15 protein-coding genes are annotated in these 20,068 nt (G+C 73.9%); 7 read left to right on the top strand and 8 right to left on the bottom strand.

The window, feature by feature from the left end; genetic code table 11:
• Window positions 1–56: 56 nt before the first annotated feature.
• From ACFWUZ_RS32215 to ACFWUZ_RS32195, 5 genes are all read right to left on the bottom strand, one after another.
• Entirely contained in the window at window positions 57–902 is an 846-nt protein-coding gene (locus ACFWUZ_RS32215) for a carbohydrate ABC transporter permease (RefSeq protein ID WP_384380954.1), read from the bottom strand.
• Window positions 899–1,858, bottom strand: coding sequence for a carbohydrate ABC transporter permease (locus tag ACFWUZ_RS32210; RefSeq protein ID WP_384380951.1), 960 nt, complete (start codon window positions 1,856–1,858; stop codon window positions 899–901). Before ACFWUZ_RS32210 ends, ACFWUZ_RS32215 begins: the two co-directional genes overlap by 4 nt.
• Window positions 1,855–3,198 (bottom strand): ABC transporter substrate-binding protein, encoded by a 1,344-nt coding sequence (locus ACFWUZ_RS32205; protein ID WP_384380948.1) that lies wholly within the window; start codon window positions 3,196–3,198, stop codon window positions 1,855–1,857. The genes ACFWUZ_RS32210 and ACFWUZ_RS32205 overlap by 4 nt, the downstream gene beginning before the upstream one ends.
• Window positions 3,199–3,295: 97 nt before the next feature.
• Window positions 3,296–4,540 (bottom strand): ROK family protein, encoded by a 1,245-nt coding sequence (locus ACFWUZ_RS32200; protein ID WP_384380945.1) that lies wholly within the window; start codon window positions 4,538–4,540, stop codon window positions 3,296–3,298.
• Window positions 4,541–4,688: 148 nt separating this feature from the next.
• Entirely contained in the window at window positions 4,689–5,777 is a 1,089-nt protein-coding gene (locus ACFWUZ_RS32195; protein WP_384380942.1) for a mechanosensitive ion channel family protein, read from the bottom strand.
• Between the two features lie 299 nt (window positions 5,778–6,076).
• On the opposite strand from ACFWUZ_RS32195, the gene ACFWUZ_RS32190 reads away from it, so the two are divergent.
• Window positions 6,077–6,613: an HNH endonuclease gene (locus tag ACFWUZ_RS32190; protein ID WP_384380940.1), complete on the top strand. Its 537-nt coding sequence runs from the start codon at window positions 6,077–6,079 to the stop codon at window positions 6,611–6,613.
• 85 nt (window positions 6,614–6,698) lie between these two features.
• Here the strand turns inward: ACFWUZ_RS32190 and ACFWUZ_RS32185 are convergent, their stop codons facing one another.
• Window positions 6,699–9,677: a beta-N-acetylglucosaminidase domain-containing protein gene (locus tag ACFWUZ_RS32185; RefSeq protein WP_384380936.1), complete on the bottom strand. Its 2,979-nt coding sequence runs from the start codon at window positions 9,675–9,677 to the stop codon at window positions 6,699–6,701.
• Window positions 9,678–9,943: 266 nt separating this feature from the next.
• On the opposite strand from ACFWUZ_RS32185, the gene ACFWUZ_RS32180 reads away from it, so the two are divergent.
• A complete protein-coding gene (locus tag ACFWUZ_RS32180; RefSeq protein WP_384380933.1) occupies window positions 9,944–11,965 on the top strand; it encodes a 4-alpha-glucanotransferase in 2,022 nt (673 codons plus the stop codon).
• A 20-nt stretch (window positions 11,966–11,985) separates the two neighbouring features.
• The gene (locus tag ACFWUZ_RS32175) at window positions 11,986–12,225 is read left to right on the top strand and encodes a hypothetical protein (RefSeq protein WP_384380930.1); all 240 of its coding nucleotides are present in this window, start codon (window positions 11,986–11,988) and stop codon (window positions 12,223–12,225) included.
• Between the two features lie 118 nt (window positions 12,226–12,343).
• Here the strand turns inward: ACFWUZ_RS32175 and ACFWUZ_RS32170 are convergent, their stop codons facing one another.
• Window positions 12,344–12,859: a MarR family winged helix-turn-helix transcriptional regulator gene (locus ACFWUZ_RS32170; RefSeq protein WP_384380927.1), complete on the bottom strand. Its 516-nt coding sequence runs from the start codon at window positions 12,857–12,859 to the stop codon at window positions 12,344–12,346.
• Window positions 12,860–12,965: 106 nt separating this feature from the next.
• Here ACFWUZ_RS32170 and ACFWUZ_RS32165 point away from each other — a divergent pair, with 106 nt between their 5' ends.
• Genes ACFWUZ_RS32165 through ACFWUZ_RS32150 form a run of 4 tightly spaced genes read left to right on the top strand, consistent with a single transcriptional unit; the run spans window position 12,966 to window position 17,142 of the window.
• The gene (locus ACFWUZ_RS32165) at window positions 12,966–14,267 is read left to right on the top strand and encodes an MFS transporter (RefSeq protein ID WP_384380924.1); all 1,302 of its coding nucleotides are present in this window, start codon (window positions 12,966–12,968) and stop codon (window positions 14,265–14,267) included.
• 57 nt (window positions 14,268–14,324) lie between these two features.
• Entirely contained in the window at window positions 14,325–15,257 is a 933-nt protein-coding gene (locus ACFWUZ_RS32160; protein WP_384380921.1) for an EamA family transporter, read from the top strand.
• Between the two features lie 42 nt (window positions 15,258–15,299).
• Window positions 15,300–16,229 carry a DMT family transporter gene (locus ACFWUZ_RS32155; protein ID WP_384380918.1) on the top strand — a complete coding sequence of 310 codons (930 nt, stop codon included), beginning with the start codon at window positions 15,300–15,302 and terminating at the stop codon, window positions 16,227–16,229.
• Window positions 16,230–16,239: 10 nt separating this feature from the next.
• Window positions 16,240–17,142 carry a LysR family transcriptional regulator gene (locus ACFWUZ_RS32150; protein WP_384380915.1) on the top strand — a complete coding sequence of 301 codons (903 nt, stop codon included), beginning with the start codon at window positions 16,240–16,242 and terminating at the stop codon, window positions 17,140–17,142.
• A 42-nt stretch (window positions 17,143–17,184) separates the two neighbouring features.
• Here ACFWUZ_RS32150 and pepN read toward each other — a convergent pair whose 3' ends face one another.
• The gene (pepN, locus tag ACFWUZ_RS32145; RefSeq protein ID WP_384380912.1) at window positions 17,185–19,776 is read right to left on the bottom strand and encodes an aminopeptidase N; all 2,592 of its coding nucleotides are present in this window, start codon (window positions 19,774–19,776) and stop codon (window positions 17,185–17,187) included.
• Between the last annotated feature and the right edge of the window lie 292 nt (window positions 19,777–20,068).

Below are 20,068 nucleotides of genomic sequence, written 5' to 3'. Positions count from 1 at the left end.
GGGCGGTCCGTGGTGAAGCAGGAAACCCCACCCGTGAGGGTGGGAATCCCCTCTCCCTAGAGAGAGGACGAGGTCAATCCGGTCAGTGTGACGCCCTCGACGAAGGCCTTCTGGGCGAAGAAGAAGAGGACGATCACCGGGGCCATGACCATGACGGTCGCGGCCATGGTCAGGTTCCAGTTGGTGTGGTGCGCCCCTTTGAAGGACTCCAGGCCGTAACTGAGGGTCCAGGCGGCCGGGTTGTCGGAGGCGTAGATCTGCGGGCCGAAGTAGTCGTTCCAGGCGTAGAAGAACTGGAACAGCGCGACGGCCGCGATGCCCGGCTTCGCCATCGGCAGGACCACGCGCAGCAGGGTGCGCACCTCGCCGCAGCCGTCGACGCGGGCCGCGTCCAGGTACTCGTCGGGGATGGTCAGCAGGAACTGGCGGAGCAGGAAGACGGCGAAGGCGTCACCGAAGGCCAGGGGGATGATCAGCGGCCACAGGGTGCCCGACAGGTCGAGCTGCTTCGCCCAGAAGAGGTACATCGGGATGACCACGGTTTGGGGCGGCAGCATCATCGTGGCGATGACGAGCAGCAGGGACAGCCGCCGCCCGCGGAAGCGGAACTTGGCGAGTGCGTAGGCGACGGGCAGCGAGGACGCCACGGTCAGCAGGGTGCCGAGCCCGGCGTAGAGCAGGGTGTTGCGCCACCAGGTCAGGAAACCGGGGGTGTTCCACACGGTGGCGTAGTTGTCCCACTCCCAGGTGTCCGGCCACAGGTCCCGGGTGAGGGCTTGGCGGTCGCCCATCACGGAGGTGAGGAAGAGGAAGACGAAGGGGAGGACGAAGAAGAGGGCGGCGGCCACACCGAGCGCGTGCACGCCGACCCAGTGCAGTGCGTTCCGCCTGCGCGCGGTCATCCCTCGGCTCCGATCAGTCCGCCACGGCGGCGCATCAGGAGCGCGGTGAAGGCCATGGAGAGGGCGAAGAGGATCAGGGCGACGACACAGGCGCTGCCGTAGTCGAAGCGCTGGAATCCGAGGTTATGGACGAGCTGAGGCAGGGTCAGGGTGGACTTGTCGGGGTAGCCCGGCTCGAACTGTTGTCCCGAGCCGCCGATGACCCCGGCCGCCACCTTCCCCGCCACGAGCGGCTGGGTGTAGTACTGCATGGCCTGGATGACCCCGGTGACCACCGCGAACAGGACGATCGGCGAGATGTTCGGCAGGGTGATGTGCCGGAACCGGGCCCAGGGTCCGGCCCCGTCCAGCTCGGCCGCCTCGTACTGCTCCTTCGGTACGTCCAGCAGCGCGGCCATGAAGATGACCATCAGGTCGCCCACCCCCCACAGGGCGAGGACGGTCAGTGCGGGCTTGGACCAGTCGGCGTCGGTGAACCAGCCGGGCGTGGGCAGCCCCACGGAGTCCAGCAGGGCGTTGACGGGGCCGGTGCCGGGGTTGAGGAGGAAGACGAAGGCCAGGGTCGCGGCGACCGGCGGGGCCAGGTACGGGAGGTAGAAGAGGGTCCGGAAGACCCCCGCCCCCGTCTTGATCTTCGTGATGAGCAGGCCGGTGCCGAGGCCGAAGACGACCCGGCAGCTGACCATCACCACGACCAGCCACAGGGTGTTGCGCACCGCGGGCCAGAAGAGCGGATAGTCCGAGAAGACGTAATTCCAGTTGTCCAGGCCGTTGAAGACGGGCTGCCGGAAGCCGTCGTACCGGGTGAAGGAGAAGTAGGCGGTGGACAGCAGCGGGTAGGCGAAGAAGAGCGCGGACCCGATCAGCCAGGGGGACATGAAGGCCGCGGTCCGCAGGGCGGAGCGCCGCCGCCTCGCCCGCAGCCCGGCGCCGGGCTTCGTGTGCGTGCGGGTCATCGGGGCCGGTCCGCCTTCGCGATGTCCGTGTCGATCTGCTGGTCGGTCCTGGCGAGGCCGGCCGGGATGTCGGCGACGTCGCCCTTCTCGACCGCGTACGCGAAGTCCGTAAAGGTCAGCTGGTAGGTGCCGCCGTCGGCCTGGGCCGGGGTGGTGCTCGACCTGGGGTGCCGGGCGATGTCGAGGAAGGTCTTGAACTCCGGGGTCACCTGGAGGTCCGGGGACTCCAGGGCCGCGAGCGTGGACGGCACGTTGTGGATGGAGTTGGCGAAGGCCACCACGGCCTCGGTGTCGGTCGTCATGTACTTCACCAGCTCCCAGGCGGCGTTCTGTTTCCTGCTGCCCGAGGCGATGCCCATGATCGTGCCGGAGAGGTAGCCCTTGCCGTAGTCGGCGGCCTGGTCGTCCGGGACGGGAAGCGGCGCGGTGCCGATCTCGAAGCCCACCCCGGCCGCCTTGGCCATGGGAGCCCGCCACTCGCCGTCGATCTGCATGGCGACCTGGCCGGTGTGGAAGGGGTGCTCGGCGCTCCACTCGTCACCGAAGGTGGCGCGGAACCGCTCCAGCTTCTCGTAGCCGCCCAGCGCCGCGACCAGGTCCTTCTGCGCGGTCAGCATCTTCGCGAAGGCCGGATCCGCGGCCAGGTTGGACTTGCCGTCGGCCCCGAAGTACGTGGGGCTCCACTGAGCGGCCAGCCGCATCGGGGTGGTCTCGTAGCCGTGGAAGGTGGGCATCAGGCCGACCTGTTCGTAGGAGTCCCCCTTGGGTTTCGTCAGCTTCTTCGCGACCTCGGTGAACCGGCTCCAGGTCCTGGGGGGTTCGGTGATGCCCGCGGCGGCGAAGGCGGTCTTGTTGTAGACGAGGCCGTAGGCGTCGTTCAGCAGCGGCAGGGTGCACTGGTTGTCCCTGAACCGGGTGTACTCCAGCAGGGTCTTCGGGAAGACCTTCGCCTTGTCGATCCCGGACTTCTGGAGGAAGGGGTTCAGGTCGGTGAAGGCGCCGGAGCTGCAGAACTTGCCGACGCTGTCCGTGGTGAAGGAGGCGACCACGTCGGGAGCCTTGTCCCCGCCCGCCCGCAGCGCCTGGTTGACCTTGTCGTCGGTCATGTTGCCGGTGGCCTTCACCTTGATGTGGGGGTGTGCCTTCTCGAAGCGGGCGATGTTCTCCTCGATCGCCTTCACCTCGCTCGGGGCGGACCAGCCGTGCCAGAAGGTGAGGGTGGCCTCCTTCCCCGGGTCGTCGGCGGCGGCCCCGCCGCTCTGGCCCGTACACGCGGTGGCGAGCACGGATATCGCGGCGAGGGCGCCGGCTGCGGCGGCGAGGCGGCGGTTTCTGGGCATGGCGGTGTCACTCTCTGCGCGGCGGGACTTCCGGGACGGGAGGGGTGCGGACGGTCGCTTGCAGGGGTGGAGTGGGGTGCGGGCCGCGGGGGCCGGGTCAGCGGGAGGTGTCGAACACCTCGTCGCGGGTGGCGGCCAGTGCGCTTTCCAGCGCACCGCGCAGCACCGGCCGTTCGCGCACCTCACCGGTGACCAGCCGGGGCCGGGAGGGGGCCAGCTCGCCGATCTCGCTCTCCAGCAGGGTGCGCAGCGGCTCGCCGCCCGCGGTGACGGCGGCCCCGGACAGGATCACGATCTCGGGGTCCAGTACGGCGACCAGTGAGGCGAGGCCGGTGGCGAGCGCGGTGGCGTAGGACTCCAGGAAGCGCAGGTACGGCCCTTCGGGCGTGGCGGCGGCCCGTTCGAGGAGGGCGACGGCGGCGGCGACCTGCGGGCCGTACGCGACCTGCGGACCGCCGGGCCCGTCGGGCGCGGCCTGTTCGGGGCCGGCCTCGATGCCCAGCTCGGCGGCGAGCCGCGGGAGCACCTGTACGCCGGCCAGTTCCTGGTAGCCGCCGGTGTTGGCCCGGGTGACCTGGCGGACCAGGGGGTGGCCGGGCACGGGCAGGAAGCCCACCTCGCCCGCGCCGCCGGTCCAGCCGCGGTGCAGTCTGCCGCCGAGGACCAGGGCGGCGCCGAGGCCGTCCTCGTTCCACAGCAGGACGAAGTCCTGGTGGCCGCGGGCCGCGCCGAGGCGCTGCTCGGCCACCGCGGCGAGGTTGACGTCGTTCTCGTACCCGACCGGCATGGGCAGGGCTGCGGCCAGTTCGTCGAGGAGGGTGGGGGAGTGCCAGCCGGGGAGGTGGCCGGCGTAGCGGAGCCGGCCGGTCTGCGGGTCGAAGGCGCCCGGGGTGGCGATGACGAGGCGGTGCAGGTCGTCGTGGTGCAGACCGGCGGCCTTGACGGCTCCGCCGAGGGCCTCGGTGACCTGGTCGACGGCGGGGGTGCCCGCGCGGGAGGGGAGCTCGTAGCGGCCGACGACCTCGCCGGTGACGTCGGCGACGGCCGCGGTGATGCCCTGGGGGGTCACGTCGAGTCCGCCTGCGTGTGCCGCGCGGGGGTTGAGCGCGTACAACTGGGCGCTGGGGCCCGGGCGGCCGGCGGCGGTGCCGGTGGCCACCACGAGGCCGGCGGATTCCAGGCGGGCCAGCAGCTGGGAGGCGGTGGGCTTGCTGAGCCCGGTGAGCCGGCCGATGGTCGTCCTGGAGAGCGGGCCGTGTTCCAGCAGCAGGTCCAGGGCGGCGCGGTCGTTCATGACGCGCAGCAGGCTCGGGGTGCCGGGGGCGGGCGGGGTGCCGGGCATGGGGTGCTTCTCCCTCGGGGCGACGGCTGCTCTTCAGCAACTGTTAAGTAAGTTTCCTATCAGCTTTCCCGGCGTGTCAATGGCGCTGCCCCCGCAGAAAGGTCTGCGGGGGCAGCGGTGTACGGGCGGAACGACAGGGGCCGCGGCGCTACTTGGTGATCCGCGGGGCGCCGGGGGCGGCCGGCGGCGGGATCGGGGCGGTGGCCAGGGACTGCGGGGACGTGGGGTTCGCCAGCGCCGAGGGCGCCGCCACGGAGGCCGAGGGGTCCGACGCGGCCTCGTCCTCGTCAGCGGCGGGCAGACCGCCGATGATCTGGATGCCCGCCGCGTCGAAGGCCTCCTTGATCCGCCAGCGCAGCTCCCGCTCCACCGCGAACTGCTGGCCCGGCATCGTCTTCGCCGACACCTTCACCGTCATCGAGGCGAGCAGCACCTCGTCCAGGCCCAGCACCTCCACCGGGCCCCACAGGCGCTCGTCCCACGGGGACTCCTTGGCCAGCGTGTCGGCGACCGCCTGGACCACCTCGCGGATCCGGGGCAGGCTCTCGGTCGGCTTGACCTGGACGTCGACGGTGGCCGTCGCCCAGCCCTGGCTGAGGTTGCCGATCCGCTTGATCTCGCCGTTGCGCACGTACCAGATCTCGCCGTTGTCCCCGCGCAGCTTGGTCACCCGCAGGCCGACCTCGACGACCTCGCCGGAGGCCACCCCCGCGTCGATCTTGTCTCCGACGCCGTACTGGTCCTCCATGATCATGAACACGCCGGACAGGAAGTCCGTCACCAGGTTCCGCGCACCGAAACCGATGGCCACACCGGCCACACCGGCGCTCGCCAGCAGCGGAGCCAGATCGATCTTCAGGGCGGCCAGGACCATCAGCGCGGCCGTGCCCAGGATCAGGAACGAAGCGACGGACCGGAGCACCGAACCGATCGCCTCCGAGCGCTGACGCCGCCGCTCGGCATTGACGAGGAGCCCGCCCAGGGCGGTGCCCTCGACCGCCTCGGCGCTGGTGTTCATCCGGTGTATCAGCTTGGTCAGCGCCTTGCGGACCACCGAGCGCAGCGCCGCCGCGATCACGATGATCAGGAGGATCCGCAGGCCGACGGCGAGCCAGGCGGCCCAGTTCTGCTCGATGAAGCTCGCGGCGTTGGTGACGCTCTCGTGGGTGTCCTTGAGGGTGGTGGACACGTCCGGCGCGTCGGCTGCGAGGGGCAGCGGGGCGGCAGGCCAGGGCACGACGGGAACCTCCAGGTGTAGCGGTCTGCCCGCGGAACCGGGTACCCCCGGACGACAGTCCGCGGGAGTGCGGGCAGGCCGACCACACTAACGGGGCAATCCCTTCGGCGTGGTTCGGTGTTCGGGGCGGGGACGCGCCCACCTGGGCATGCCTTCCGCGCCCGCCCGGCCGGTGTGGTTGAAAACACCCCGGACCCGTTACGGGCGCGTGGTGGCGCTTCGACCAGCCGTAAGGGGAGACTGGAGGGCAGATCGTCCCGGCGCGAGCCACGCGCCGCCGGCGTACAAGGAGGCAGTCCGTGCCGCACGTCCTGGTCCTCAATGCGTCGTACGAGCCGCTCGGCGTCGTACCGCTCCGCCGCGCGCTCGTCCTCGTCCTGGAGAACAAAGCGGTCTCCCTGGAGGAATCCGGCGCCTATCTGCACAGCGCGACGAGAGCCGTCCCCGCTCCCAGCGTGGTCCGGCTCAAGCGCTTCGTGCGGGTCCCCTACCGGGGGCCCGTTCCACTCACCCGGCGCGCCCTGTTCGCCCGGGACGGCGGCCGCTGCATGTACTGCGGCGGCGTCGCCACCAGCGTCGACCACGTCATCCCGCGCAGCCGGGGTGGCCGGCACGCGTGGGACAACGTCGTCGCCGCGTGCCGCCGCTGCAACCACGTCAAGGCCGACCGGCACCTGCTGGAACTGGGCTGGCGGCTGCGGCACCAGCCGGCTCCGCCCTCGGGCCTGGCCTGGCGCATCATCGGCACAGGTCACCGCGACCCCCGGTGGATGCCGTACCTCCAGCCGTTCGGGGCCGACGACGCGCTGGAACGGATCGGGGTCGCGGCGTCCTGACCGGCGGGTCCGCCGCCCGTCGCGGCCGCGGACCCGCACCGCGGCAGCCCGGCGCCCCACCCCGGCGGCCCCGTGCCGCGACGTCCTACGGCGTGACCGCGTAGGCCTGCGCCGACCAGAGCGAGCAGCCGTACCGCGTCGCCCGCGTGTCGCACGTCACCCGGACGAAGCGGGTCCCCGGCACGTCCATGCGCAAGGACTCGTGGCCGCCGCGCGAGGCCGGGACGGTGACGGCGGTCTGCCAGGTCACCCCGTCGGCTGAGGTCTCCACGCGGTAGGCCGAGGGGTGCGCGTCCTGCCAGTGGAGGTCCAGCAGCCCGATGCGGGCCGGGGCGGCGAGCTCCGCCCGCCACCACGCGCCGTCCACGGCCGGTGAGGACCAGCGGGTGGCCGGCGAGCCGTCCACGACCGCCGAGGCCGGGAAGTCCGGGGTCTCGTCCGCCGAGGAGGAGGCCCGCGCGGTGCGCAGGAGGTCCGGACCGCCCGTCCGCACCACCGCCCGCACCGTCAGCGTGCGCGACTCCCCGTTGAAGGTCACCGGCACCTGGTAGCTGCCCGGCGCGGTCGTCGCGGCGACCGCGACCTCCACCGGGACCGACACGTTCGCCCCGCGCGGCACCACCGCCGAGGCCGGGAGGCGCACCTCGATGCCCGCCGGGGGCCGGGCCGACAACGGGCCGCGGACCTCGCCGGGGCCCAGGGCGGACAGTTGCGCCGACACCCGGCGGGGGGCGCCGCCGATCTCGGCGTCCGCCCGGGCGCCGTCCGCCAGCTCGAAGCGGGTCTGCGGGCCGTCCGCGAGCCAGGGCACCACCTGGTGGACCGCCGGAGCGGCCCCGGGCCAGGACAGCCGGACGGCGTCCGCGCGCAGCCCGGCCGTGTCCACCTGGGTCCAGCCCGACGCCGCGGCCTCGCCGAGCCTGCGCCAGCCCTCGCCGGGCACGTGGGCCTCCACCGCCGCCGGGACGCCGGCCGGGAGGGGTTCCGTCATGACCGTCACCGCCGCCACGGGGCGCGGGGCGTCCAGCCGTACGGTCCAGGCCTGCGGCTCGCGCGTCACCGTGCCCGTCCTGCGGGTGGCGCCCGTCCAGGCGTCGGCCTCCGCCGCGGCCTGGACGAGGAAGGGGTCCAGGACGGCCCGGTCCACCCGCACGGGGCCGGGCTGCGCGAGCCGTGCGCGGGCGGCGGCCAGCTCCCGCGCCGAGCGCCAGGCCGCCGTTCCGTCGCCGCGGGCCTGGGCCCGGAGCACGTCCAGGGACAGTACGCCGGCCGTTCCGTAGCGCGAGAGCCGCTCCAGCCAGGGGCCCGCCTCGTCCGCCAGGGCGGGGAGGCGGTCCGGGGCCTCGCTCAGCACCGTGAACGCCGCGCGGAGCTCCGTCCCGGCGTCCGGGTCGCCCGCGGCGCGGGCCCGCCAGAACTGCTCGACCAGCGGTTTCAGGTACGCCGACTCCTCCTGCTTCAGGCCCGACGAGGCGGAGTTCCCGGCCAGCGCCGCCAGCGCCTGGCGGGCCCGCCGGTCCGGCCCGGCCACCTCGCGCACCGCCGCGGCCCAGGACTCGCCGGCCCGGTAGCCGCGCGGGTTCCACGCGTAGTCCGCCGCGGTGAACAGCGGGATGCGGGACAGGGCGGCCTGCGGCATCGCATTGGCCAGCAGTGCGGCCGAGCCGCTCGCCACCACCGGGTCGCGGCCCGTGTAGGGGCCCAGGAAGACCCGGCCCGGGTCCCAGTCGTTGACCGGGTAGTTGTCCATGGTGACCAGCGGGTGGCCCAGCGCCGCGCGCGCCCCCGCCAGCTCCTTCCCGGTGATCGTGCGCGGGACCACGCCCACGCCGGTCCACGCCACCTCCACGCGCCCGTCCAGCGCGCCCGCCAGGGCCGTCCGGTAGGCGGTGGCGCCCTCCTGGTAGTACTCGGTCGGCAGCAGCGACAGCGGCGCCGCCCCCGGATGCCGGGCGGCCAGGTGCGCCGCCAGTGCGCCCGCGACCTCCGCGTGCGCCTTCGCCGCGGCCGCGGGCCCCTTCCCGTACCGCTCCCGGTCCTCCCGGCAGCTCCATTCCGAGTAGCTGACGTCCTGGAACTGCACCTGGAACGCCCGGAACCCCAGCTCCGCCATGGCGTCCAGCTTGCGCGCGAGCGCCGCCCGGTCGGCCGCCGAGGACAGGCACATCGACTGACCGGGGGACACCGCCCAGCCCAGCACCACCCGGTTGCCGCGGGCCCGTTCGGCCAGCGCGCGGAACTCCGCCTGCGCCGGGGCGGGGTAGTCCTCGCGCCACTGCGTCGTCCGGTGGGGGTCGTCACCGGGCGCGAGCAGTAGCCGGTTCTGCTTGGTGCGGCCCATGAAGTCCACCTGGGCCAGGCGCTGCCGCTGGCTCCACGGCCGGCCGAAGAACCCTTCGGTGATGCCCCGTACGGGCGCCGCCGGCCAGTCCCGCACCAGCACCCCGGGCACCGTCGGCCTGCCCCCGGCCAGCAGCTGACGCAGGGTCTGCGCGGCGTGGAAGAGCCCGTCCTCGCCCACCCCGGCCAGGGCGACCGTGTCCCGGCCGCCGGTCCGCCCCGCGGCCAGCCGGTAGCCGCCGCCCGGCAGATCGCCCGGCTCCGCCGCACCCAGTGCCCGCAACGCCTCGTCGGCGCCCGGACCCTGGAGCCGTACGACGGTGCCGCGCGCCGGCAGCGGCTCGCCGGGGGCCCGCTCGTGCAGGGAGCGCACACCTGCCCCGCGCAGGGCGTCCCGCACCACCTGGACGGCGTACGGATCGGCCTCGCCCGGAGCCACCAGAACGGCCTCGGGGCCCAGGGGCACTTCGCGCGCCGGATCGGCGGTCATCGACTGCGGCCGCGGCCAGACGGCCGGGCCCTCGGCGGCGCCGCGCGCGGGGTCCGCGCCGGGGTCGAGCAGGGGGCCCGCGGCGGTGCCGGCCGCCGGGTCGTGCGCCGGGCCGGCCGGCAGGGGCGGCGCCGAGAGGGCCGCGGGAGGCGCCGCCGCGACCGCACCGCCCAGCAGCGCCCCGATCACGGCCACCGCAGCGGCCGTCGTCCGCCTGCTGCCCCTGAGCTGCACAGAGCCTCCTCGTGCCGGGACGTCCCCCGCTCGTACGAACGAGCCAGACCCCACCACCCGTGCGGCCCGGGTGTCAACGCGGCTGGGTGATCTGACCGGGATACGCCAGGAATGCGGTCCCTCCCAGTGGGTATGGCTGCCGTGTTCGCCCTGCGTTGCCGCACGGCGGTGCCGTCCGGCGGTGTCCCGCGCTCGCGTCCCACCCCCGCCCGCCAGGCCCGCGCCCCCTTTCTGATCCACCCTCATGCACGGAGGAGTGCCCGCACATGGACGATCTGGACCGGCTCGCGGCCCTGCACGGCATCGCCACCGCCTACCAGCCCGCGAAGGACGTCACCGTCCAGGTGCCCCGGGCCACGGTCACCGCCGTGCTCGGCCTGCTCGGCGTGGCCGCCGACACCCCCGGGGACGTGCGCGCGCGGCGGGAGGCCACCGAACAGGAGGCGGCGGCCCGGCTGCTGCCGCCCGTACTGGTGCACTGGCAGGGCGGACCGCCGCCTCCCGCCCTGGCCGCGCTGCCGCCCGGAACCCGGCTCCGCCTGGAGCCGGAGGGGGCCCCGCAGGAGGCGGCCGAATGGGTGACCGGCCCGGCCGGTCCGCTGCCGGGTGAGCTGCCGCTGGGCGTCCACCGGATCACCGCCACCCTCCCGGACGGCCGTACCGCCAAAGCCTCCCTCGTCGCCGCCCCCGACCGGGCCCCGGCAGCGCCCGACCGGGCCCACGGGCTCCTCGTCCAGCTCTACTCGCTGCTCTCGGAGCGGTCCTGGGGCATGGGCGACCTCGGGGACCTCGCCTCGCTCGCCCGCTGGGCCGGCCGCACCCACGGAGTCGGCTTCATCCAGGTCAACCCGCTGCACGCGGCCGTCCCCGGGACGCCGACCGACCCGTCCCCGTACCGGCCCTCCTCGCGCCGCTTCCCCGACCCGGTGCACCTGTGCATCGAGGCCGTCCCCGAGTACGCCGACTGCCCCGACCGGGAGGCCCTCGACGCCCTCGCCGCCCGGGGCGGGGCACTGCGCCGCCGGGTGCTGCAGGAGGGCGCGCTGATCGACCGGGACGCCGTCTGGGACCTCAAACGGCAGGCGCTGGAACTGCTGTACGCCGTCCCGCGGACCCCGGAACGCGCCGCCGCCTACGCGCGGTTCCGCGAGGAGCAGGGCCCGGCCCTGGACCGGCACGCCGCCTGGTGCGCCTCCGCCGCCGGGCAGGAACCGCGGGAGCACGGCGACTTCCACCGCTGGCTGGTCTGGCTGACCGACACCCAGCTCGCGGCCGCCCAGCGGGCCGCCCGGGAGGCCGGGATGGCCGTGGGCATCGTGCACGACCTCGCCGTCGGGGTGCACCCCGACGGCTCGGACGCCCTGACCGGCCCCTTCCACGCCCGGCACGTCTCCGTGGGCGCCCCGCCCGACGCCTTCAACGCCCGTGGCCAGGACTGGGGCCTGCCGCCGTGGCGCCCCGACCGGCTGGCCGACACCGGCTACGCCCCCTTCCAGGCCCTGCTGCGGGGGGTCTTCCGCTACGCGGGCGCCCTGCGCATCGACCATGTCATGGGCCTGTTCCGGCTCTGGTGGATCCCGGAGGGCACCCTGCCCGCCGAGGGCACGTACGTCGGCTACGACGGCGAGGCGATGCTGGCGGTCCTGGTGCTGGAGGCCCACCGGGCCGGTGCCCTGGTCATCGGGGAGGACCTCGGGACGGTGGAGCCGGGGGTCCGGCAGGCACTGGCCCGGCGCGGCGTCCTCGGCACCTCGGTGCTCTGGTTCGAGCGGGACTGGGAGGGCGGCGGGAAGCCGCTCGGCCCGCAGGACTGGCGGGCCGACTGCCTGGCCACCACGACCACCCACGACCTGCCCCCCACGGCTGCCAAGCTGGCCGGCACCCACGTCGAACTGCGCGACGAGCTGGGCCTGCTGACGCGCCCCGTGGAGCGGGAACGGGCGGAGGACGCCGCCGACACCGCCGAGTGGCTGGAGGTGCTGGAGGGGCTCGGGATGGAGACCAAGGGAGAGGAGGCCGCCGTGCTCGCCCTGTACGGGTTCCTGCTGCGCACCCCGGCCCGGCTGGTCGGCGTGTGGCTGCCGGACGCGGTCGGGGACCGGCGGCCGCAGAACCTGCCGGGCACCTGGGACCAGTACCCCAACTGGCGGCTGCCGGTCGCCGACGAGGGCGGACGGCCGCTGACCCTGGAGGCGCTGACCGCCTCGCCCCGGGCGAACGCCCTGCTGAGCGCGGTGCGCGCCGGAGCGGGTCCCCGTACGGCACCCCCGGGCGCGCGCTCCGTTTAGGTGTTCGCTACGTTTGCACCGTGGACAAGAAGAACGCTCTGCGCGCCGGCGCCGTTACGGCCGGAACGACGCTGATGATGCTGCTGATGACGTCTCCCGCCCTCGCGCTGACCCGCGACGACGGTGACGACCCGGGTCCGGGCCTGAGCATCGGCGAGACGCTCGGCCTGTTCGTGGCCGCGCCGATCGTGCTGTTCCTGGTCATCACGGGCCTCGTGATGGTCGGCGACAAGTCGCGCAAGCAGCAGAACCAGGCCTGACCGGGGCCGGCTGACCTGAGGGTCAGCACCGCAGACTTCCGGGGCGCCGGGGGTCCGCACCGCCGACAGACCGGCCGTGCGGGGACCCTCGGCGCCTCGTCGTGTTCTTCTCGCGCCCTCAGACCCCGGCCAGCAGCTTGCGGAGCAGGCCCGTCAGGAGGCCGACCTCCTCGTCGCTCAGTCCGGTGAGGGCGGCGCGCTGCACCTCCAGGCCGGCGGTGACGGCCTCGTCGATGAGGGCCAGGCCGCGGTCGGTGATCGTCACCTGGAGCCCCCGCCGGTCGTGCGGATCGGGCTTGCGGCAGAGCAGCCCGGCCTTCTCCAGCTTGTCCAGACGACCCGTCATGCCTCCGGTGGTGAGCATGAGCGTGGCCGACAGCTGGCGGGGCGAGAGCGTGTACGGGGCGCCCGAGCGGCGCAGGGTGGCGACGACGTCGAACTCTCCGCGCGAGATGCCGTAGCGCGCGTACGTCCGCTCCATCTCGTCGCCCATGGCCCGGCCGATCCGGTAGATGCGCCCGAAGACGGCCATGGGGGTGGTTTCCAGGTCGGGGCGCACCGCGTACCACTGCGCGGTGATCGCATCGACGGCGTCGGCGGGCTGCTCCGAGGGTGCCTGTGGGGCGTCGTTCATGACTGAAGTATCCGTTTCCCGCTCGATCGTTCGCAAGAAAGCAGCTTGACGCTAAGTAGCTTAGCGGTAAGCTACTTGCGAGCGATCTACTTTTGGGGGGAACAACGTGAAGGCAGTCGACGGGACACGGGTGCCGGGGGAGGGGTCCCTGCTCCTCGGCATCGGGATCAGCGCGGTCGGGATCGGCATGTACATCCCGTTCTCGCTCGTCTTCTTCCACCACGTCACGGGCCTCTCCTTCACCCTCGTCGGCCTGGTCATGACCGTCACCGGGGTGGCCGGCCTCGTCTTCATGCCGCTGGCGGGCACGGCCGTCGACCGGTTCGGCGCCCAGCGGGTCAACCTGGTCCTCTACGGGATCCGGACGCTCGGCTTCGCCCTCTACCCGCTCGCCGACTCCCTGCCCGCCTTCGCCGCCGTCGCCCTGGTCACCGCACTGGCCGACCGGTCCTTCGGCGTCGTCCAGCAGTCCCTGATCGGGGAGGTCGCCCGGGGCGCGGCCCGCGACCGCCTCCAGGCCTCCACCCGGGCCCTGCAGAACGCCGGGATGGGGGCGGGCGCCCTGCTGGTCTCCGGGGTGCTGGGGCTGTGGGGGACGGGCGGATTCACCCACACCGCCTGGGGCAACGCCCTGGCCTTCGCCCTCGCCGGGCTGCTCGTCAGCCGGGTGCGCCCGGCGCCCCGTGCGGACGCGGGGCCGGGGGCGTCCGCCGCGCCCGGCGCCCCCGGCCGGCCGGCGGCCGGATACCGGACCGTCCTGCGGGACCGGCCCTTCCTCGGGCTCACCGCCGCCAACTTCCTCACCGCGCTGGGCTACTCGGCCCTGTCCGTCCTCTTCCCCCTCTACCTCACCACCTGGCTGGCGGCCCCGGCCTCCCTCACCGGCGCGGCCTTCACCGTCAACACCGTCCTGTGCGCCGGAGCCGGCGTCCTGGTCGCGGGCCGCGTCCGCCGCTCGGGAGCCCGCCGCACCCGCTCCGCGGCCCTCGGCGCCGTGCTCTTCGCCGCCGCCTTCGCCGGCCAGATCGTGCTCGGCACGCTCCGCCCCGGACAGACCGCCACCCTGATCGCCCTGCTGGCCGTCGTGGTCGTCTACACCCTCGGCGAACTGGTCCACAGCCCCTCCGGGGGCGCCCTCTCCGTCTCCGCCGCCCCCGAAGCCGTCCGCGGCCGCTACCTGGCCACCTACCAGCTCTCCTACTCGCTGGCCGGAGCCCTCGCCCCCGCCCTCTTCACCGCCCTGCTCTCCGTCGACGGCCGCCTGCCCTGGGCGGTGCTGACCGCCGCCGCGCTCGGCGCCGCCCTGGCGCTGCTCCGGCTGGAGCGGCACCTGCCCGCGCACGCCGTGCACGCCGAACCGCCGGCCGCGCCCGCCGCGCGACGGCCACCGGTCCCCGCCGCCGCCTGACCTGCCGGCCCGTCCGCCCGTCTTCCTCCACCGCGTCCGCCCGAGGAGCCACCGCTCATGAAGCGCTTCGCCACCGTCGCCCTGACCGCCCTCGCCCCCGTCTCCTGGGGCTCGACCTACGTCGTCGCCACCGAACTGCTGCCGCCCGACCGGCCGCTGTTCACCGGCGCGATGCGCGCCCTGCCCGCCGGACTGCTGCTGGTGTCCCTCTCCCGGACGCTGCCCAAGGGCGCCTGGTGGTGGAAGTCCGCGGTCCTCGGCACCCTCAACATCGGCGCCTTCTTCCCGCTGCTCTTCCTCTCCGCCTACCGGCTGCCCGGCGGGGTCGCGGCCGTGCTCGGCGCCGCCGGACCACTGTTCGTCGTGGGTCTCGCCGCCCTGCTCCTGGGGGAGCGGGCGAGCCTGCGCACCGTACTCGCCGCCGTGGTGGGGGCGTTCGGCGTGAGCATGGTGGTCCTCACCGCCGAGGCCCGGCTCGACCTGGTCGGCGTCATCGCCGGAGTGGTCTCCTCCGCCTCCATGGGGGCGGGCACGGTCATGACCAAGCGCTGGGGCCGCCCCGAGGGCGTCGGGCCGCTGGCCGTGACCGGCTGGCAGCTCACCGCGGGCGGGCTGTTCATCATCCCGATCGCCGCCCTGGTCGAGGGCGCACCGCCCGCGCTCGACGGCAAGGCCTTCCTCGGCTACGGCTACATGATGCTGATCAACACCGGTATCGCGTACTGGCTCTGGTTCCGCGGCATCGGGCAGCTCACCGCCACCTCCGTCACCCTCCTCGGTCCGCTCTCCCCGCTCACCGCCGCCGTCATCGGCTGGGCGGCCCTCGGGCAGGCGCTGACCCCCGTGCAGCTGGTCGGCATGGCGATCGCCTTCGCCGCCACCGTCGCCGGCCAGCTGTTCGCCGCCAAGGCTCCCCAACCGTTCAGTTCTGCTGAAAAGACTGATCAAAACATTTCGATGGACCTGAGGGATGGGGCGGTGCGACGGTAGGTCCACGAACGATCGACCGGACACCCCAGGGGGAGATGCACAGTGGCCGTCACGGACCGCGCCCGCACCGCTTCTCGCGTCGGCACCGCAGCCACGGGCCAGAAGGGGGCCGCCGGACTCGGCGTCCTCCTCGCCCTGCTCGCGACGGTCGTCTGGTCCGGCAGCTTCGTCGCCACCCGGGGCATGGCCGACCACGTCCCGCCCGTCCAGGCCGTCTTCTGGCGCTGGATCATCGCCACCCTCGCGGTCGCCCCGTTCGCCGCCCGCCAGGCCTGGCAGCAGCGGGCGCTGATCCGCGAGCACCTCGGCTACATCGCCGTCGCCACGCTGTTCGGCGTCACCCTCTACAACACCCTCGTCCACCAGGCCGGTCTGACCACCTCCGCCTCCAACATGGGCATGATCATGGCCGCGTCGCCGGTGGTCATGGCGCTCTACGCCCGCCTCGGCGGCGAACGGCTCGGCGCCCGGCGCACCTTCGGACTGCTGATCGCCGCGCTCGGCGTGCTGCTGCTGGTCGGGGACGGCTCCCTCGGCTTCGACTTCGGCGCCGGAGACCTGTGGATGTTCGGCGCCGCCCTCTCCTTCGCCACGTACAGCGCACTGCTCAAGCGCAAGCCCGCGGAGATCGGCGGACCGGCCTTCCTGATCACCACCTTCGTGCTCGGCGCGCTGATGCTGGCCCCCGCCTACGCCGTCTCCGTCGCCGTCCAGGGAGGCTTCGAGGCCGGCACCGGGACGCTCGGACCGCTGCTGTACGTCGGGGTGTTCTCCTCGGCCGTCGCCTTCTTCGCCTGGAACAAGGCGGTCGCGACCATCGGCGCGGCCCGCGCCGGCGTCGTCTACTACCTCCAGCCGGTCTGCGTGGCCGGGCTCGGCCTGCTGCTCCTCGGCGAGCGGACCGGACCGGCGCAGCTGCTGTGCATGGCGCTCATCCTCGGCGGGGTGGGGCTGGGAAGTGCCCGGCGGTAGGTTCGGTCCCGTGACCGAGTGGGACATCAAGAAACTGCGGATCCTGCGGGCCCTGGCCGAGCACGGCACCGTGACCGCCACGGCCGAGGCGCTGCACATGACGCCCTCGGCCGTTTCCCAGCAGCTGACGAACCTCGCGCGGCAGCTGGGCGTGGTGCTGCTGGAGGCGCAGGGCCGCCGGGTGCGTCTCACCGATGCGGCCCACCTCGTCCTGAAGCACGCGGAGGCGGTCTTCGCGCAGCTGGAGCGGGCCGACTCCGAGCTGGCCGGATACCTCGCCGGGGACGCGGGCGAGGTCCGGATCGGCGCCTTCTCGACCGCCGTACCGGCCCTCGTGGTCCCGGCGGTCGCGGCGCTGCGCCGCACCCGTCCCGGGGTGGAGGTCAGGGTCCGCGAGACGGAGGCCGCGGAGTCGTACGAGCTGCTGTCCGCCGGAGTGGTCGACCTCGCGCTGTCGCTGGCGGCCCACGCGCCGAGCGCTCGGGATCCCCGGTTCACCCGGATCACGCTGCTGGAGGACCCGCTGGACGTGGCGCTCCCGCCGGACCACCCGCGGGCGCACGCACGCGGCCTGCGCCTCGCGGACCTCTCCGGGGACCCATGGATCTACGGGGGCAGCGGCCCCTGGTCGGAGATCGCCCGGGGCGCCTGCGAAGCCGCCGGCTTCGTACCCGAGCAGGCCCACTCGGCCTCCGGCTGGACCGCGATCCTCGCCATGGTCGAGGCGGGCATGGGCGTGGCCCTGGTGCCCCGGATGGTGTCGAGCCGCGCCTCGGGCGTCGCGGTCCGGGTCCTCACCCACGACCGCCCCACCCGGCACGTCATCGCCGCGGTCCGCCGGGGCGCGGAGTCCGCCCCGGCGCTGGCCCACGTGCTGGAGGCCCTGCGGGCCGTCGCCGCCGACCGGCGGTAGCGGGGGCGGCGCCGCTGCCGGCGCCGCCCCCGGGGACCGGCGTCAGCCCCGGGCGGCGGCGGCTGCCGCGTCCGCGGCCTGGGCCTTCAGCGCGCGCTCCACGCCCGAGCGGGACTCCAGGACCAGACGGCGCAGGGCCGCGTTCGGCTCGGCCGAGGCCAGCCAGGCGTCCGTGGCGTCCAGGGTCTCCTGCGACACCTGGAGCGAGGGGTACAGGCCCACCGCGATCTGCTGGGCGATCTCGTGGCTGCGGGTCTCCCACACGCCCTTGACCGCCTCGAAGTACTTCGCGGTGTACGGGGCCAGCAGCTCGCGCTGACCGGTCTGGACGAAACCGCCGATCACCGCTTCCTGTACCGCGTTCGGCAGTTCGGCGGACTCCACCACCGAGGCCCACGCCCCGGCCTTGGCCTCCGCCGTCGGGCGCGCGGCCCGCGCCGTCGCCGCGTGGCGCTCGCCGGCCGCCGTGGCGTCCCGCTCCAGCTCCGCCGCGACGGCCGCCTCGTCCGCGACACCCGTGGCGGCGAGCCGCTCCAGGAACGCCCACCGCAGCTCGGTGTCGACGGCCAGGCCCTCGAGGACCTCGGTGCCGTCCAGCAGCGCCGACAGGTACGCCAGCTGCTCCTCGGTGCGGGCCGTGGCCGCGAAGGCACGGGCCCACGCCAGCTGGTGGTCGCCGGCCGGCTCCGCCGCCCGCAGGTGCTCCAGCGCGGCCTCGGTCCAGACCGCCAGGCCCTCCTCGCGCCACGCCGGGTCGGCGTACAGCTCGACGGCGAGCTTCACCTGCCGCTGGAGCGACTGGACGACGCCGATGTCGGACTCCTTGCCGATGCCCGAGAGGACCAGCGCGAGGTAGTCGCGGGCGGCCAGTTCGGCGTCGCGCGTCATGTCCCAGGCCGAGGCCCAGCACAGGGCCCGCGGCAGGGACTCGGTGAAGTCGCCCAGGTGCGCGGTGACCGCGGCCAGGGACTCCTCGTCCAGGCGGACCTTCGCGTAGGACAGGTCGTCGTCGTTGAGCAGGACGACGGCCGGACGGGCCCGGCCCACGAGCTCCGGCACGGCCGTCAGCTCGCCGTCGATGTCCAGCTCGATCCGGTCCGTGCGTACGAGGGAGCCGCCCTGGAGCTCGTACAGACCGACCGCGATGCGGTGCGGGCGCAGCGTCGGCTCGCCCTTGGCGCCGGCCGGCAGGGCCGGAGCCTCCTGGCGCACCGCGAAGGCGGTGATGACGCCCTGGGCGTCGGTCTCGATCTCCGGACGCAGGACGTTGATGCCGGCCGTCTCCAGCCACGCCTTCGACCAGGCGGCCAGGTCGCGGCCGGAGGTCTCCTCCAGGGCGCCCAGCAGGTCGGACAGGCGGGTGTTGCCGAAGGCGTGCGCCGTGAAGTAGGCCTGCACGCCCTTGAAGAAGGCGTCCGTGCCCACGTAGGCGACGAGCTGCTTGAGCACCGAGGCGCCCTTGGCGTACGTGATGCCGTCGAAGTTGACCAGGACGTCGTCCAGGTCACGGATGTCCGCCATGATCGGGTGCGTGGACGGCAGCTGGTCCTGCCGGTACGCCCAGGTCTTCATCGAGTTGGCGAAGGTCGTCCACGCGTGCGGCCACCGGGAGCCCGCGGCGTCCGCCTGGCAGGCGATCGAGGTGTAGGTCGCGAAGGACTCGTTCAGCCACAGGTCGTTCCACCACTCCATGGTGACCAGGTCGCCGAACCACATGTGCGCCAGCTCGTGCAGGATGGTCTCGGCGCGCGTCTCGTAGGCCGCGTCCGTCACCTTCGAGCGGAAGACGTACTGGTCGCGGATGGTGACCGCGCCCGCGTTCTCCATCGCGCCCGCGTTGAACTCCGGGACGAAGAGCTGGTCGTACTTGGCGAAGGGGTAGGCGTAGGCGAACTTCTCCTGGAACCAGTCGAAGCCCTGCCGCGTGACCTCGAAGATCGCGTCCGAGTCGAGGAACTCCGCGAGGGAGGGGCGGCAGTAGATGCCGAGCGGCACGGACTGCCCGTCCGGGCCCTCGTACGAACTGTGCACGGAGTGGTACGGGCCGACGATCAGCGCGGTGATGTACGTGGAGATGCGCGGGGTCGGCTCGAAGCGCCAGACGTTCTCCTTGACCTCCTCCGCCGAGGGGGTCGGGGAGTTCGAGACGACCGTCCAGCCGGCGGGGGCCGTCACCGTGAACTGGAACGTGGCCTTCAGGTCGGGCTGCTCGAAGCTGGCGAAGACCCGCCGCGCGTCCGGCACCTCGAACTGGGTGTAGAGGTAGGCCTGCTGGTCGACCGGGTCGACGAAGCGGTGCAGGCCCTCACCGGTGTTGGTGTACGCGCAGTCCGCGACGACCCGCAGCTCGTTGGCCCCGGCGGCCAGGTGCTTCAGGGCGATCCGGGAGTCCCGGAAGACCGCGGCGACGTCCAGCGCCTTGCCGTTCAGCACGACCTCGTGCACGGCCGGGGCGACCAGGTCGATGAAGGTCTCGGCACCGGCCTCGGCCGACCGGAAGCGGACGGTGGTCACGGACGGGTAGGTGCCCCCCTCCTGCGCACCGCTGAGATCGAGTTCGACCTCGTACGAGTCGACGGTGAGCAGCTTCGCCCGCTGCTGAGCCTCTTCACGGGTGAGATTCGTGCCTGGCACGCGGTCATCTCCTTTGATGGTGACGTTCCGGCCCATCCTTCCACGCGGACCCGGGCACGTCCCCGGAGTAATCCACGGGCGAACGCGGCGTCGGGCTTCCACCGGTTTGCCCACCGCGGTGCCGGCCCTGACACGCGGGGAGGGGGGGGGGCCCCCGCCCCCCCCCCCCCCCCCCCGGGCCCCCCCCCCCCAACACCCCCCCCCCCCCCCCCCCCCCCCACCCCCCCCGGGGCCGACGATTAGGGGGCCCCCCCCCCCCCCGCCGCCCCACGGCGGCCCCCCCCCGCGGGGC

It is taken from the genome of Streptomyces sp. NPDC058646 (assembly GCF_042716875.1).
Lineage (GTDB): Bacteria > Actinomycetota > Actinomycetes > Streptomycetales > Streptomycetaceae > Streptomyces.
This window is presented reverse-complemented; position numbering and strand designations above follow the sequence as displayed.

Excerpts from the sequence above, each read along its gene's own strand:
- ACFWUZ_RS32215 (WP_384380954.1), bottom strand. The coding sequence starts at position 902 with ATGACCGCGCGCAGGCGGAACGCACTGCACTGGGTCGGCGTGCACGCG.
- ACFWUZ_RS32210 (WP_384380951.1), bottom strand. The coding sequence starts at position 1,858 with ATGACCCGCACGCACACGAAGCCCGGCGCCGGGCTGCGGGCGAGGCGG.
- ACFWUZ_RS32205 (WP_384380948.1), bottom strand. The coding sequence starts at position 3,198 with ATGCCCAGAAACCGCCGCCTCGCCGCCGCAGCCGGCGCCCTCGCCGCG.
- ACFWUZ_RS32200 (WP_384380945.1), bottom strand. The coding sequence starts at position 4,540 with ATGCCCGGCACCCCGCCCGCCCCCGGCACCCCGAGCCTGCTGCGCGTC.
- ACFWUZ_RS32180 (WP_384380933.1), top strand. The coding sequence starts at position 9,944 with ATGGACGATCTGGACCGGCTCGCGGCCCTGCACGGCATCGCCACCGCC.
- ACFWUZ_RS32170 (WP_384380927.1), bottom strand. The coding sequence starts at position 12,859 with ATGAACGACGCCCCACAGGCACCCTCGGAGCAGCCCGCCGACGCCGTC.
- ACFWUZ_RS32160 (WP_384380921.1), top strand. The coding sequence starts at position 14,325 with ATGAAGCGCTTCGCCACCGTCGCCCTGACCGCCCTCGCCCCCGTCTCC.